The following is a 13,317-nucleotide window of genomic DNA, read 5'->3' on the forward strand; positions in this document are numbered from 1 at the left end:
CCCTTCGATGCCCTCCAGCATCCGCAGCCTGCAAGTCATCGCCAGCCCGCGCATGGGCGGGGCGGAGAGCACGTACCTGCGGCTCGCAGGCGCACTGGAAGCGGCCGGCCACCCGGTGCTGGCTGGCGTGCGCCGCGGCGCGGAAATCCAGCGGCACCTCGTCGATCGCGTCGCTGCGGAAGTCTTTCCGATGCGCAACTATGTGGACCTGGGGTCGATCGTGCAGATCCGCCAGGCGGCGGAGCGTCACGGCGCGGACATCGTCCAGTCCTGGGCTTCGCGCGCGAGCTGGCTGACGCGTGCGCCCGAAGGCGCGGTCCACATCGCCCGACTCGGCGGCTACTACAAGCTGCGCTACTTCCGGCATGCCGATGCCTGGATCGTGAACACGCGGCGCATGCGCGAATGGATGGTGGCCAAGGGGTTTCCGCCGGACCGCGTCGAATGGGTGCCCAACTTCGTGCCGCCGCTGCCGCCGGGCGCCGTGCCGGCCGTGACGCGCGAACAGCTCGGTGTGCCGCCCGAGGCGCTGATCATCGTGGGCCTGGGCCGCTTCATCGAAAAGAAGGGATTCAAGGACCTGATCGACGCCGTCGCGTCGCTGCCTTCGCACATCGGCGATCGTCCGCTGCACCTGATCCTGATCGGCGACGGTGTGCTGCTCGAGGCGCTGCGCTCGGCCGCAGTGCCGCTGGGATCGCGCGTGCATTTCACCGGCTGGCTGGACCACCCGCTGCCGCTGCTGGCGATGGCCGACGTGTTCGTCTGCCCGTCGCGGATCGAGCCGCTGGGCAATGTCGTGCTCGAGGCCTGGAGCCTGGGGGTGCCGGTGGTGTGCACCGAGACCGATGGCGGCACCGAACTGATCCAGAGCGGCGACACCGGGCTGTTGACGCCGGCGCAGGACGTGCCACGCCTGGCGCATTCGATCGAGCGCGTGCTGCGTGAACCGGCCTTGCGCGCCGAACTCGCGGGACACGGGCTGAATCATTTCCGGCATCGCTACAGCGAGCAGAAGACGCTCGACGCGACGCTGGATTTCTATCGGCGGATGATTCGCAGGCTCGGCAAAAAAACATCGTCGTAGCCCGGACGAAGTCCGGATTCCCCTCGCAAATCGAAACGCGATCCCGGACTTCGTCCGGGCTACGGGGACGGAACGAGTTCCCGGTACACCGCGAGATTGCCGTCGACCATGTTCTCCACCGAGAACTCGCGCTCGATGCGCGCGCGTCCCTGCGTTCCGAGACGGGTGCGCAAGGCCGGATCACCGATCAGCGCGCGCAGCGCCGACGCCAATCCGGCCACGTCGCCGGGCTCGACCAGCAGGCCGCTGACGCCGTCCGCGACCGCTTCGGGCATGCCGCCCGCGCGGCACGCGATGATCGGGACACCCGCGGCCGAAGCCTGCAGCAGCGAGATGCCGAGGCCTTCCATCAGCGCCGGATGGACCAGCAGATCCAGGGCGCCGACCCAGCGCGCGAGATCCTTGCGAAAGCCGGCGAAGCGCACGATGTCGCCCAGGTCCGTGGCCTCGCGCCTCAGCGTCTCGGCGAGGGGGCCCTGGCCGAAGCAGATCACGCGCAGCCCTGCGCGGTCGGGCAGGGCGCGCAGGGCGTCGAACAGGATGCGATGGCCCTTGCGTTCGATGAGCTGCGCCACGACGCCGATCGTGACGACGTCCGTGGGCAGTCCGAACTCGGCGAGGAACACCGCGCGCGGCTCGGGTTGCTGCCAGGGCTTCGGGTCCAGGCTCGATCGCACGACGCGCAGTTTCATGGCGGGCACGCCCTCGGCGGCGAGCACGTCGGCGATGCCCTGCGAGATCGCGATGACGCGGTCGTGCAGGCGGTACTTGAGGCCGACCCAGGCGCGCGATTCGGGGTTGTCCACGCGGCGCGACAGGACTACCGGCAGGCCGGCGAGCCGCGCGGCGAGGGCGCCCAGGACGTCGGCGCCGCGCCGCGAATGCAGGTGCACGACATCGGGCCGCTGTTCGTGCAGCACGCGCCGCAGCCGAAACAGGAAGCCCAGATCCGCGTCCCCGCTGCAGGGCACTTCCAGCACCTTCACCGCGGAGCCGGCGAAGTGCTGGCCGATGGCGGCGCCAGGCGGGCACACGAGCAGGTTCTGCACACCGCGATCGGCAAGTCCGCGGAGCAGGAAGGCGACCTGCTGCGCACCCCCGTAGAGGTGCAGCCCGGTTTCGACGTGCAGAACCTTCACGCCGTTTCCAGCAACAGCTTCTGCGCCTCGGCGGCGACCCTCTCGGGCTTGAGATCGCGCATGCACATGAACACGCCGCCGCAGGTGGGATGGCGCTTGCAGGGCGCGCAGGGCAGCGCCAGGTACATCACCTTGAGCGGAGAATCGGCGCCGCCGGTGTACGGACAGGTGGAGCCGAACAGCGCGAGCACGGGTTTGCGCACGGCACTGCCGATGTGGGTCAGGCCGGTGTCGACGCCGATCACCAGACTCGCGCGATCCAGCATCGCCGACAGATCGGAGATGCGCGTGGCGCCGACGAGATCGACGGTGTTCTCGGGCATGCCCGCCATGATGCGCCGGGCGGCATCGCGGTCGGCCGGGCTGCCGAACACGGCGAACGGGCCCAGGCCGAGATCGCGCAGGCGGCGCGCCAGCTCTCCCCAGTACGGCTCCATCCAGTGCTTCTGCGGCCGCGTCGTGAACGGACACAGCGCGATGAAACCGGGCGGCAGATGCGTGCTTCGCATGATGTCGGCGGCCCGCTCGCTCGCGAGCAGTGACGGCACCAGGCGCGGCGCACCCGGATCGGGGCCACCGGTGAGGTAACGGGCGAGATGCCGGTATTCGCGGCCGATGGTCCGTGGCTCGCCGTCCTTGGGCACCAGCTCATGCATCAGGAAGCCGCCGGGTTCCTTGGACCCGAACCCGTACCGGCGGCGCGCCCGCACCATGCGGGCCAGCAGGCGCGTCTTGAACAGGCCCTGCGCGTCGATGACCCAATCGAATTTCGGTTCCTTGGCCAGCAGCCGACGCGTTTCCAGCAGGCCCGACAGGCTGTCGAGCGCACCGGCCGGAAGGCGGATCAGTTCGCTGAGCCGCGCGTCGCCCTCGAGCAGCCCGGCGAGGGTCGGTTGTGCCAGCCAGGCGATGTAGGCGCCCGGATAGGCGCGCCGCAGGCCCTCGAGCAGGGACGTGCAGAACACCATGTCCCCCAGCGCCGAGATCCGCACGATCAGAATGCGGCGCGGTGGCTGGGGGCGGTTGCTCATCGGCCTATAATAAAGTCCGCCCGCCGCACAGGCGGGTTTTGTATTCCCAACCCCGCGACGAAGGAATTCCTGCAATGACGACGATGGCCGACCGCGACGGCTGGATCTGGTACGACGGCGAGATGCGCCCCTGGCGCGACTGCACGACCCATGTCCTGACCTACACGCTCCACTACGGCGTCGGCTGCTTCGAGGGCGTGCGCGCGTACCAGACGCCGAAGGGCACGGCGATCTTCCGCCTCGACGAGCACACCAAGCGCCTGTTCAACTCCGCGAAGATCCTCGGCATGAAGATGCCGTTCTCGCCCGAGCAGGTCAGCGAGGCGCAGCTCGAAGTGCTTCGCCGCAACAATCTCAAGGAAGCCTATCTGCGCCCGATGGTGTTCTACGGCGCCGAGGGCATGGGCCTGCGCGCGGACAATCTCAAGACGCATGTGATCGTCGCCGCATGGACCTGGGGTTCGTACCTGGGCGCGGACAACATGGAACGCGGCATCCGCGTGAAGACCAGTTCGTTCACGCGCGGCCATCCGAATTCGAACATGCACCGGGCCAAGGCCAACGGCCAGTACATCAACTCGATGCTGGCGCTCAACGAAGTGCTGCGCGAGGGCTACGACGAGGCGATCACGCTCGACACCAACGGCTTCGTCGCCGAGGGCAGCGCCGAGAACATCTTCATCGTCAGTCGCGGCGAGCTGCACACGCCGGACCTCAGCGCCTGCCTCGACGGCATCACGCGCCGTACGGTGATCCAGCTCGCGCAGGACATGGGCCTGAAGGTCAACGAGCGCCGCATCTCGCGTGACGAGATGTACTGCTGCGACGAGGCCTTCTTCACCGGCACGGCGGCGGAAGTCACGCCGATTCGCGAGATGGACAACCGCGTCATCGGCATCGGCTCGCGCGGCCCGATCACCACGCAGCTGCAGGCGAACTACCTGGCGCTGGTCAAGGGTCAGAGCGAGAAGTATCCGGAGTGGCTCAGCCACACCTGATCGACGCATAGCCCGGGTGAAACCCGGGTTTTTGCGGCTCGATCAGCGGGAACCCCGGGCTGCTTCCGGGCTACGGGGTTACGGGGGCGGTAAGCTTTCGCCCATGTACGGAATCCCTGATTTCTCGAAGACCCGCCTGCTGGTGGCGGGCGACGTGATGCTCGATCGCTACTGGTCGGGTCCGACCCAGCGCATCTCGCCCGAAGCACCGGTGCCGGTGGTGCGCGTCGGTCGCGACGAGTCGCGACCCGGTGGCGCGGCCAACGTGGCCTTGAACCTCGCGGCGCTCGGCGCGCGTGCCTCGCTGCTCGGCGTCGTCGGACGCGATTCGCCCGCCGCCTCGCTCGCTGCGCTGCTTCGCCTTCACGCGATCGAGCCGGACTGGGTCGAGTCGCCCCGCCTGCCGACGATCACCAAGCTGCGCGTGCTGTCGCGCAACCAGCAGGTGATCCGGCTCGACTTCGAGGAGTCGTATGCGAGCCAGGGTGCGTTCGATCGCGCGAAGCTGATCGAGCGTTTCACGATCGGCATGGCCGACGCGCAGGTCGCGGTGCTGTCGGATTACGCGAAGGGCACGCTGATCGACGTGGCCGCGCTGATCGCGCAGTGTCAGGCCCTGAAGAAGCCGGTCGTCATCGATCCCAAAGGCAACGACTTCACGCGCTATCGCGGCGCCACCGTGCTGACGCCCAACCTGGGCGAACTCGAGGCCATCGTCGGTGCCTGTCCCGACGACGCCACGCTGATCGGCAAGGGCGCGCGCCTGATCAACGATCTGCATCTCGAGGCGCTGCTGGTCACGCGCAGCGAGAAGGGCATGACCTTGCTGCGCCCGGGAAAGCCGCCGCTGCATCTGCCCACCGAAGCACGCGAAGTATTCGACGTCACCGGTGCGGGCGACACCGTGGTGGCCGCGCTCGCTGCCGGCCTCGCTGCCGGCCAGGATCTGGGCGACGCCGTGCGGCTCGCGAATGTCGCGGCCGGCATCGTCGTCGCCAAGCTGGGCACGGCCACCGCGAGCCGCGCGGAACTGGAACTCGCATTGCATCGACCGGCGGCGGGCGAGGAGAGCCTGCTCACCGAGGAGCAGTTGCTGGCCAAGCTCGCCACTGCACGCTCGCGCGGCAACACGATCGTCATGACCAACGGCGTGTTCGATCTGCTGCACGTGGGCCACGTCCGCTATCTCGAGGCCGCGCGCCAGCGCGGCGATCTGCTGATCGTGGCCGTCAACGAGGACGACTCGGTGCGCCGTCTGAAGGGCCCGACGCGGCCGGTGAACAGCTGCGCGGATCGGATGCGCGTCCTGGGCGCGCTCAAGTGTGTCGACTACGTCGTGCCGTTCGCCGAAGACACGCCGGAGCGCCTGATCGGCCGCGTGCTGCCGGACCTGCTGGTCAAGGGCGGCGACTACAAGCCCGAACAGATCGCCGGCTACGCCGCGGTCAAGGCCAACGGCGGCGACGTCGTGGTGCTCGATTTCCACGAAGGCTATTCGACGACGTCGATGCTGGGGCGCGGGGCGGCGAATCCGTAGGTCGCGGACGCGGCAACGGCAACGGCTAACGCAGAGGACGCAAAGGAAAAAGAATGGCGCAAAGGATCTTCCAAATAATCCTTTGCGCCTTTCTTTGCTTTTCTCTGCGTTCTTTGCGTTAGCCGTTCTTGCTTCCCGCCTAAGGGGCCACCAGCGCAACCCCGGACTTCGTCCGGGCTTCCGAGCGACTGGGCCGTTCTTGCTACCTGACGAACCGGGTGCCCCGGAATACTCTGGTCCGATCGAGCGGCAGGAGATGGCGATGGACGGTGGCGGCAGCACGACGCGCTGGGATGCGCTGATTCGCGATGCACTGGTTTTCGACGGCAACGGCGGCGCTCCGCAGCGGGCCGACGTCGCGGTTGCCGGCGGGCGCGTGGTGTCGATCGCGCCGGGTCTGTCGGGCGCCAATGCGGACACCGTGATCGAGGCCAACGGCCGCTGGCTCACGCCCGGGCTGCTCGACATCCACACGCATTTCGATCTCGAAGTGGAGATCGAGCCGCAGCTGCCGGAGGCGGTACGCCACGGCACCACGACGGTGCTGGTGGCGAACTGCTCGCTGGGCCTGGCCTTCGGCAATCAGCGCCGCGACGGCGCCGATCCGATCGTCGACTGCTTCGCGCGCGTGGAGAATGTGCCCAAGCACGTGCTCTCGAAAGTCGCCGACCAGGCGACGTGGAACGATTCCAGGGCCTATCTCGATCACTTCGACGCCAAGGCGCTGGGTCCCAACATCGTGCCGATGATTCCGCACTCGATGCTGCGCATCGAGGTGATGGGTTTGCAGGATTCGGTAACGCGCGAACCCACGAAGGCCGAACTGGAGACGATGGGCGGCCTGCTCGACAAAGGCATGCAGGAGGGCTACGTCGGCTTCTCCACCGATGCGTTGCCGTTCCACTACCTCGCCAACCAGCCGAACACGCACAAGCAGATCCCCACGCAGTTCGCGCCGTTCTCGGAGCTCAAGTTCCTGACGAACATCGTGCGGCGCTGGGAGCGCGTCTGGCAGGCCACCCCGCCCAAGGACAGTCCGGCCGCGGTGTTCAAGACCTTCTCGCTGACGTCGGGTCGCCTGCACGGAAAGCCGCTGAAGCTCGCGGCCGTGGCGGCGCTGGACCTGCACATGAATCGTCTGCTGCTCAAGGCGGCGCTGGTCATGACGCGGCTGCTCAATTCGAAGCTCTACGACGGCCGGTTCCGCCTGCAGGCGCTCGGCGCGTCGTTCCGTACCTGGGCCGACGGCGCGATCACGCCGCTGGCCGAGGAAGTCCCGGTGCTGCGCCAGTTGAACGAGCTCGATCTCGAGGACCGCGCAGGCCGCGAGAAACTGATGAGCGATCCGGCGTGGCAGGCCGACTTCCGTCGCATGTGGTGGCATGGCAAGCGCGGCTTCAACCTCGCGCGCCTGAAGCGCTGGCTGCGCGTCGATGACAACGTGCTCTCGCGCGATCTGCGCGACATGACGCTCGACGATTGCGCGGTGGCGGAATGGAACGGCCAGTCGCTACAGGGGGTCTACGAGCGGCTGCTCGCGTGGCAGGCGTCGGGTGCCGGTGCGTCACCTGGGCTGGAGGCTGAAGCTTTCGCCGCGATGCCGAAGGGCTGCGACGAGGCCGACTTCATGCTCGAGCTGCTGCGCCGCTTCGACACGCAGCTGCGCTGGTCCACGGTCACCGCGAATCGCGATCCGCGCGTGGTCAAGCGCCTGCTGTTCCATCCGCTGCTGCTGCCCGGCTTCAACGACAGCGGTGCGCATCTGACGAACATGGCGTTCTTCGACGGCAATCTGCGCACGTTGAAGATCGCGCAGGAAGATGGCGTCGAGCGTGTGGCGCAGGCGGTGCGTCGTCTCACGCGCGAGCCGGCGGAATTTCTCGGCATCGATGCGGGCCGCCTCGAGCCGGGCGCGCCGGCGGATCTGGTGCTGATCGATCCGGAGCGCTTGCAGGCCTGGAATCCCGAGAAGAGTTATCAGTTCATCTGGCGCGATTGCTTCGAGGCGCGACAGTTGGTGAATCGCCCCGACGGCGTCGTCAGCGGCGTGATGATCGGCGGGCGCATGGCCTGGCAGGACGGCGCGTACACGCCCGAGTTTGGGCACAAGCGCTTCGGCCGGCTGATGCTCAATCGGTCGCACGAATCGGGCGTCGCCATCGCGGCCTGACACCGTTCGAGGGCTGCCGCCGACCGGCTGTCCGCGATCCCTCAAGTTTTGGGGGGCAGCGATCGATGGGTCATTACGACCTCTCGCTCGCAGGCCCCAGATGATTCAGGAAGATCGCTTGTTCCGCGCGGTGGTCGACGCGCTCACGCAGGATCGCCTCACGCTGCCGACATTGCCCGAGGTCGCGATGCGGATCGGCCAGGCCACGCAGGACGAGCGCGCCACCGCGTCGCGACTCGCCGCCGAGATCGGACGCGATCCGGCCATCGCGGTGCGCCTGCTGCGTGTGGCCAACAGCAGCGCGCTGAGCGCCGGGCGCAAGGTCGACAATATCCAGCAGGCGGTGACGCGTCTGGGCATGGGTCTGGTGCGCAGCCTGGTCACGGGCCTGGCGCTCGAACAGCTCTTCTTCTCGCGGGCGCCGGCGCTCAAGGAACGTCTGCGCAAGACCTGGGCGAACAGCCTGGAAGTGGCCGCGCTGGCGCAGGTGCTGGCCGCGCACTGCACGGTGCTGCGACCGGAGCTGGCGATGCTCGCGGGCCTGTCGCACGAGATCGGCGCGCTGCCGGTGATCCGCATGGCGGAGTCCTTCGGCGAGGAAGTCACGGACATGGCGGCGCTGGATCGCGTGATCCGCAACCTGCAGCCGCGCGTGGGCCGCATGGTGCTGCAGGCCTGGGATTTTCCGGAGGAACTGGTCGAGGTGCCGAGCCGCTGGATGGATTTCAGCCGCACGCACGAAGGGCCGGCGGACTACGTGGACGTGGTCACGGTCGCGGCCCTGCAGAGTCATCAGAACCGCGAGGGCCGGCTCGCCGGCATCGATCGCCTGCGCGTGCCGGCGTTCCTGAAGCTCGACATCAGTCCCGAGGTGGACGTCTTCGAGCTCGACGGCGTGCAGGAGCGGTTCGAGGAGAGTCGGGCGGCGATGAGTGCGTGAGACAGTAGCCCGGACGAAGTCCGGGGTTTCCCTCGAATCCTGAGCGCAATCCCGGACTTCGTCCGGGCTACTTACTGTCCTTCAGGTGCTTGTCGAGCCAGCCGAGCACGGTGTCGTGCCACTGCAGGCTGTTCTTCGGCGCAAGGACCCAGTGGTTCTCGTCGGGGAAATGCAGGAATTGCGACTCGATGCCGCGTCGCTGCAGCGCCGTGAACGCACCCAGCCCCTGCTCGAGCGGCACGCGGAAGTCGCGTCCGCCATGGATCACCAGCATCGGCGTGGTCCACTTGGCGACGTGGTTCAGCGGGTTGTGCTTCTCGAAATTCTCGGGCTTGTCGTAGGGCGTGCCGCCCAGTTCCCATTCGTCGAACCACAGCTCCTCGGTCGTGTAGGCCATCGAGCGGTTGTCGAACACGCCGTCGTGGTTGACCAGGCACTTGAAAGCGCCGGGCCAGTTCCCTTCGATCCAGTTGACCATGTAACCGCCGTAGCTCGCGCCCAGCGCGCAGGCCCGCGAGCCGTCGAGCCAGGTGTATTGGGACAGGGCGTACGCCAGGCCTTTCTGCAGATCGACCAGCGGCTTACCGCCCCAGTCGCCGGAGATGGAATCGGTGAACGCCTGTCCGTAACCGGTCGATCCGTGGAAATCGATCGCGACCACCGCATAACCGCGGCCTGCGTAGACCTGCGGATTCCAGCGATAGTGGAAATCGTTGCCCATCGAGGTCTGCGGGCCACCGTGGATCAGGAACGCGATCGGATAGCGTCCGTTCGGCGAAAAGCCCGCGGGCTTCATCACGTAGCCCTGCACCGGCTCGTCGTTCCAGCCGCGGAACGTGAAGGTCTCGTAGGCGCTCAGCGCAACGCCATTGAGCTTGTCGGCGTTGTGCTGCGTCAGGCGTTTCTGGCTTCCGTTCCAGCCCAGCAGATACAGATCGTCCGGCGCATCGAGCCGGTTGTGCGCGTAGACCACGCCCGCCTCGGCGACGCTGAAACTGCTGACGCTGCCGGGGCCGGTGAGCTTGCGCACGATGCCGCTCGAGAGCTGGATCGCGAACAGCGGCGTCTGGCCCAGGTCGTCCGCCACTGCGTAGAGCGTGCGCCCGTCGCTGGACAGCGCGATCGACGTCGGCGAACGGTCCCACTTGGGCGCGACGTCGCGCGTGACGCCGGTCTTCAGATCGCGCACGCGAATCCACGCGCGGTCGGACTCGAACCCAGGGCGCTTCTGCGCGAGCCACACGAGTTGCCGGCCGTCGGGCGTGAGCAGAGGCCGGAAGTCGGCGGCGAGGTTGTCGGGCGTCAGGTTCTCGGGCGCCGCGGAGCCGTCCACCGGCGCGCGCCACAGGTCGAGATTCGTGTTCCACGCCTCGGTGCGGCCGGCGACGCGCAGCACGAAGACCAGGCTGCGGCCGTCCGGCGCGAACGCGAAATCGGTGTCGTCGCCAAAGGGCTTGGTCGGGACGTCGCCATCCAGACCGCGGCTGACCCAGGACGGCAGGCTGGCCTTGCCGTCCTTGAGCGTGGCCGCGAAAAGCTGCGAGCGGGTTCCGTTCTGCCAGGTGTCCCAGTGGCGGACGAACAGGCGATCGTACCGATGCCCCGTCTCTTTGCTGGCCGCCAGCTCCTTGAGCTTGCGGGCGCTGCAGTCGAGATCGGCGGCGCAATCGGAGAAGGTCTCGAGCGCCAGGGCAATGCGATCGCCGCTGGGCGCCAGGCCAAAGGCGCCGACGTCGAGCGGCAGGCTGGTCACCGCCTGGGCCTCGCCGCCCGACGGATCCAGCCGCCACACCTGCGAACTGCCGGAGCGGGTCGACAGGAAGTAGAGCTGCCCGTCGGCGTTCCAGCGGGGCGTGTCGGAGTTGGCGGTGCCGCTGGTGACCTGGCGTGTCTTGCCGGTCTTGCGGTCGAGCAGCCAGATCTGGCGGACGCCCTTGTTGCCGTCGAGGTCGGTCGTGCGGAGCGTGTAGGCGATCTGTTCGCCATTCGGCGCGATCCGGGGGTCCGAGACCCGCTTCATCGTCACCAGGTCCATCGGCGTGAAGCTTGTGGCCTGCGCGATGCCGGCGGCGGCGAGCAGGGCGGCCGCGAGCGGCAGGCGGAATCGAATCGTCATGAAAGTTCGGTTGCGTTCAGCTCGAACGGGCATCGTATCGCGGGTGCATCGGACGGCAACCGCGTCTTGCTCGCCGATTCCGGCGGCAACCCCCGAGAGGGTTGCCAGGGTCCCGCCGGATACGCGATGGGAGGGTGGTTCGACGCATCGACAGAGGCCAGTGGCCGGACGAGCGGCCACATGGGAGGGCGTCGATCGCGCTCTTCGAGGCCGATCGCATCGCAGCAAGGCCGGACCTTCCGCTATACTACGGGCCGTTTGAAGCGGCGCTCCGGTTGCGCCCCTGCCGTAAATCATCATTGACCCGACCCGGATCGACATCGCGTCGTTCCTCGCATGGGCCTGTGATCTTCCGCAGAACAAACCCGTTGGCGCCATCCGGCGTCTGCCAATTTTCATTCGCCTGAACCGGGCCCGCGCAATGTCGCGGCGTGGCGGTTGCAGGAGTTGTTTTTCATGAGTTTTTCCGAGCTGGGCCTTGTGCCCGAGCTGTTGCGCGCCCTCGAAGCCGAGGGTTACACGCAGCCCACCCCCATCCAGGGCAAGTCCATCCCGCTGGTCCTCGCCGGGCACGATCTGCTGGCTGCCGCCCAGACCGGCACCGGCAAGACGGCCGCATTCACGTTGCCGATCCTGCAGAAGCTGGCCGGTACCGCGCCTCGTCCGCTGCCGCGCGTGCTGGTGCTGGTGCCGACGCGTGAACTGGCCGCCCAGGTCTGCGAATCGATCCGCACCTACGGACGTCACCTGCCGGGCTTCAAGACCGCCGTGATCTTCGGCGGCGTGGGCATGAACCCGCAGATCGACCAGTTCCGCCGCGGCCTCGACATCGTCGTGGCCACGCCGGGCCGCCTGCTGGACCTGATGAACCAGCGCGTCGCCAACCTGTCGGGCATCGAGACGCTGGTGCTGGACGAAGCCGACCGCATGCTCGACATGGGCTTCATCCACGACATTCGCCGTGTCGTCGCCGCGCTGCCCAAGAAGCGCCAGAACCTGATGTTCTCGGCCACGTTCAACCCCGAGATCCGCGGCCTCGCGCAGACCTTCCTGAAGGATCCGGTCAGCGTCGATGTCGCCCCGCGCAACACGCCGACCGAACTGGTCGCGCAGCGGGTGCACCCGGTGGACAAGGCGCGCAAGACGGCGCTGATCGCGCATCTGGTCAAGGAAGGCGACTGGAAGCAGGTGCTGGTGTTCACGCGCACCAAGCACGGCGCCAACCGCCTGTCCGACCAGCTCGCGCGCGAAGGCATCACCACCGCGGCGATCCACGGCAACAAGTCGCAGAACGCGCGCACCAAGGCGCTGGCCGAGTTCAAGGCCGGCGACATCCGCGTGCTGGTGGCCACCGACATCGCGGCCCGCGGCATCGATATCGACCAGCTGCCGCACGTGATCAACCACGAGCTGCCCAACGTGCCGGAGGACTACGTGCACCGCATCGGCCGCACCGGTCGCGCCGGCTGCGAGGGCGAGGCGGTGTCGCTGGTCAGCGGTGACGAGCGCGAGTACCTGCGCGACATCCAGAAGCTGCTCAAGCGCGAGATCCCGTCGTCGGTCGTTCCGGGCTTCGAGCCGGGTTCGCAGCCCAGCGCCGCCGAGATGGCGGCGCGAGCCAGCCAGCCGGCCGACCGGCCGCCCCCGCAGCGCCAGCACCAGGGTCGTCGTCCGGGCGGCAACAGTGCCGGCAACGGCGGCGGACGCAACCATTCGGCTCCGCGCGGCGCCAAGCCGGGCGGTGGTGGAGGGGGTCAGCGGCACGCGCAGGGCGCGCGCAAGCCGCAGAACCGCAACCCGCAACAGGGCGCTTCCAACCGGCCGCGCTGAACTTTTAACCCTTTTCGGGGTTTACCGCGTGACCGCTTGCGGAACGTCGGACCGACCCCAGTTTCGAGCAACCCAGTAAGGAGATCCCCATGCTTCGCATCTATGCCGGCAATTTGCCGCCCGACACCACCGAGAAAGAACTGACCGAGCTGTTCTCCACGCACGGCAAGGTTCGTTCGATCAAGCTCATGCAGGACGTGTTCTCCGGCAAGTGCAAGGGCTTCGGCTTCCTCGAGATGGAAGGCCACGAAGCGCGTGCCGCCATCGCCGGTCTGAACGGCAAGGAAATCCGCGGCAACCTGATCCGCGTGAACGAAGAGCGCAAGGACGAGAAGAACGGCAAGGGCGGTCGCTACGCCGGCGGTCGCCGCTAGGCTTTTCGGACTCACCCGCTGTCAACGCTCCCCCCGCTCCGGCGGGGGGAGTCGTTTGGGGAGGCCGGTATTTCGGGCTTGTCATTGGAAAAGCG

At 67.7% G+C, this 13,317-nt stretch carries 10 protein-coding genes; 7 read left to right on the forward strand and 3 right to left on the reverse strand.

The genetic code is table 11. The annotated features are described in order from the left end of the window. The first annotated feature begins 7 nt into the window (after positions 1–7). Positions 8–1,087: a glycosyltransferase family 4 protein gene (locus DFR24_RS22720; RefSeq protein ID WP_133883753.1), complete on the forward strand. Its 1,080-nt coding sequence runs from the start codon at positions 8–10 to the stop codon at positions 1,085–1,087. 59 nt (positions 1,088–1,146) lie between these two features. On the opposite strand, the gene DFR24_RS22725 is transcribed toward DFR24_RS22720, so the two are convergent. Next, positions 1,147–2,226 carry a glycosyltransferase gene (locus DFR24_RS22725; RefSeq protein ID WP_133883754.1) on the reverse strand — a complete coding sequence of 360 codons (1,080 nt, stop codon included), beginning with the start codon at positions 2,224–2,226 and terminating at the stop codon, positions 1,147–1,149. Continuing rightward, positions 2,223–3,257 carry a glycosyltransferase family 9 protein gene (locus DFR24_RS22730; RefSeq protein ID WP_133883755.1) on the reverse strand — a complete coding sequence of 345 codons (1,035 nt, stop codon included), beginning with the start codon at positions 3,255–3,257 and terminating at the stop codon, positions 2,223–2,225. The genes DFR24_RS22725 and DFR24_RS22730 overlap by 4 nt, the downstream gene beginning before the upstream one ends. Before the next feature lie 74 nt (positions 3,258–3,331). Between DFR24_RS22730 and DFR24_RS22735 the strand changes: the two genes are divergently transcribed. The 4 genes from DFR24_RS22735 (at position 3,332) to DFR24_RS22750 (ending at position 8,902) form a co-directional block, all read left to right on the forward strand. Then, a complete protein-coding gene (locus tag DFR24_RS22735; RefSeq protein WP_133883756.1) occupies positions 3,332–4,255 on the forward strand; it encodes a branched-chain amino acid transaminase in 924 nt (307 codons plus the stop codon). 103 nt (positions 4,256–4,358) lie between these two features. Continuing rightward, on the forward strand, positions 4,359–5,792 hold the full coding sequence (gene hldE / locus DFR24_RS22740; RefSeq protein WP_133883757.1) for a bifunctional D-glycero-beta-D-manno-heptose-7-phosphate kinase/D-glycero-beta-D-manno-heptose 1-phosphate adenylyltransferase HldE: 1,434 nt from the start codon (positions 4,359–4,361) through the stop codon (positions 5,790–5,792). A gap of 262 nt (positions 5,793–6,054) precedes the next feature. Then, entirely contained in the window at positions 6,055–7,962 is a 1,908-nt protein-coding gene (locus DFR24_RS22745) for an N-acyl-D-amino-acid deacylase family protein (protein WP_133883863.1), read from the forward strand. Positions 7,963–8,062: 100 nt separating this feature from the next. Then, complete coding sequence (locus DFR24_RS22750) at positions 8,063–8,902, forward strand: HDOD domain-containing protein (protein ID WP_133883758.1); 840 nt, start codon at positions 8,063–8,065, stop codon at positions 8,900–8,902. A gap of 67 nt (positions 8,903–8,969) precedes the next feature. On the opposite strand, the gene DFR24_RS22755 is transcribed toward DFR24_RS22750, so the two are convergent. Further along, positions 8,970–11,018, reverse strand: a complete 2,049-nt coding sequence (locus DFR24_RS22755; RefSeq protein WP_210772342.1) for an alpha/beta hydrolase family protein — start codon at positions 11,016–11,018, stop codon at positions 8,970–8,972. A gap of 456 nt (positions 11,019–11,474) precedes the next feature. On the opposite strand from DFR24_RS22755, the gene DFR24_RS22760 reads away from it, so the two are divergent. Both DFR24_RS22760 and DFR24_RS22765 read left to right on the forward strand, forming a co-directional pair. Continuing rightward, positions 11,475–12,848, forward strand: coding sequence for a DEAD/DEAH box helicase (locus DFR24_RS22760; RefSeq protein WP_133883759.1), 1,374 nt, complete (start codon positions 11,475–11,477; stop codon positions 12,846–12,848). 89 nt (positions 12,849–12,937) lie between these two features. Beyond that, positions 12,938–13,222: an RNA recognition motif domain-containing protein gene (locus DFR24_RS22765; protein ID WP_133883760.1), complete on the forward strand. Its 285-nt coding sequence runs from the start codon at positions 12,938–12,940 to the stop codon at positions 13,220–13,222. Positions 13,223–13,317: the final 95 nt, after the last annotated feature.

Origin of the sequence: Panacagrimonas perspica, assembly GCF_004364935.1 — a bacterium.
In the GTDB taxonomy this organism is placed as follows: domain Bacteria; phylum Pseudomonadota; class Gammaproteobacteria; order Nevskiales; family Nevskiaceae; genus Panacagrimonas; species Panacagrimonas perspica.

Bases quoted from the DNA above. Each gene is read 5' to 3' on its own strand.
- DFR24_RS22720 (WP_133883753.1), top strand. From the start codon at position 8: ATGCCCTCCAGCATCCGCAGCCTGCAAGTCATCGCCAGCCCGCGCATG.
- DFR24_RS22730 (WP_133883755.1), bottom strand. From the start codon at position 3,257: ATGAGCAACCGCCCCCAGCCACCGCGCCGCATTCTGATCGTGCGGATC.
- DFR24_RS22735 (WP_133883756.1), top strand. From the start codon at position 3,332: ATGACGACGATGGCCGACCGCGACGGCTGGATCTGGTACGACGGCGAG.
- hldE (WP_133883757.1), top strand. From the start codon at position 4,359: ATGTACGGAATCCCTGATTTCTCGAAGACCCGCCTGCTGGTGGCGGGC.
- DFR24_RS22745 (WP_133883863.1), top strand. From the start codon at position 6,055: ATGGACGGTGGCGGCAGCACGACGCGCTGGGATGCGCTGATTCGCGAT.
- DFR24_RS22750 (WP_133883758.1), top strand. From the start codon at position 8,063: ATGATTCAGGAAGATCGCTTGTTCCGCGCGGTGGTCGACGCGCTCACG.
- DFR24_RS22755 (WP_210772342.1), bottom strand. From the start codon at position 11,018: ATGACGATTCGATTCCGCCTGCCGCTCGCGGCCGCCCTGCTCGCCGCC.
- DFR24_RS22760 (WP_133883759.1), top strand. From the start codon at position 11,475: ATGAGTTTTTCCGAGCTGGGCCTTGTGCCCGAGCTGTTGCGCGCCCTC.
- DFR24_RS22765 (WP_133883760.1), top strand. From the start codon at position 12,938: ATGCTTCGCATCTATGCCGGCAATTTGCCGCCCGACACCACCGAGAAA.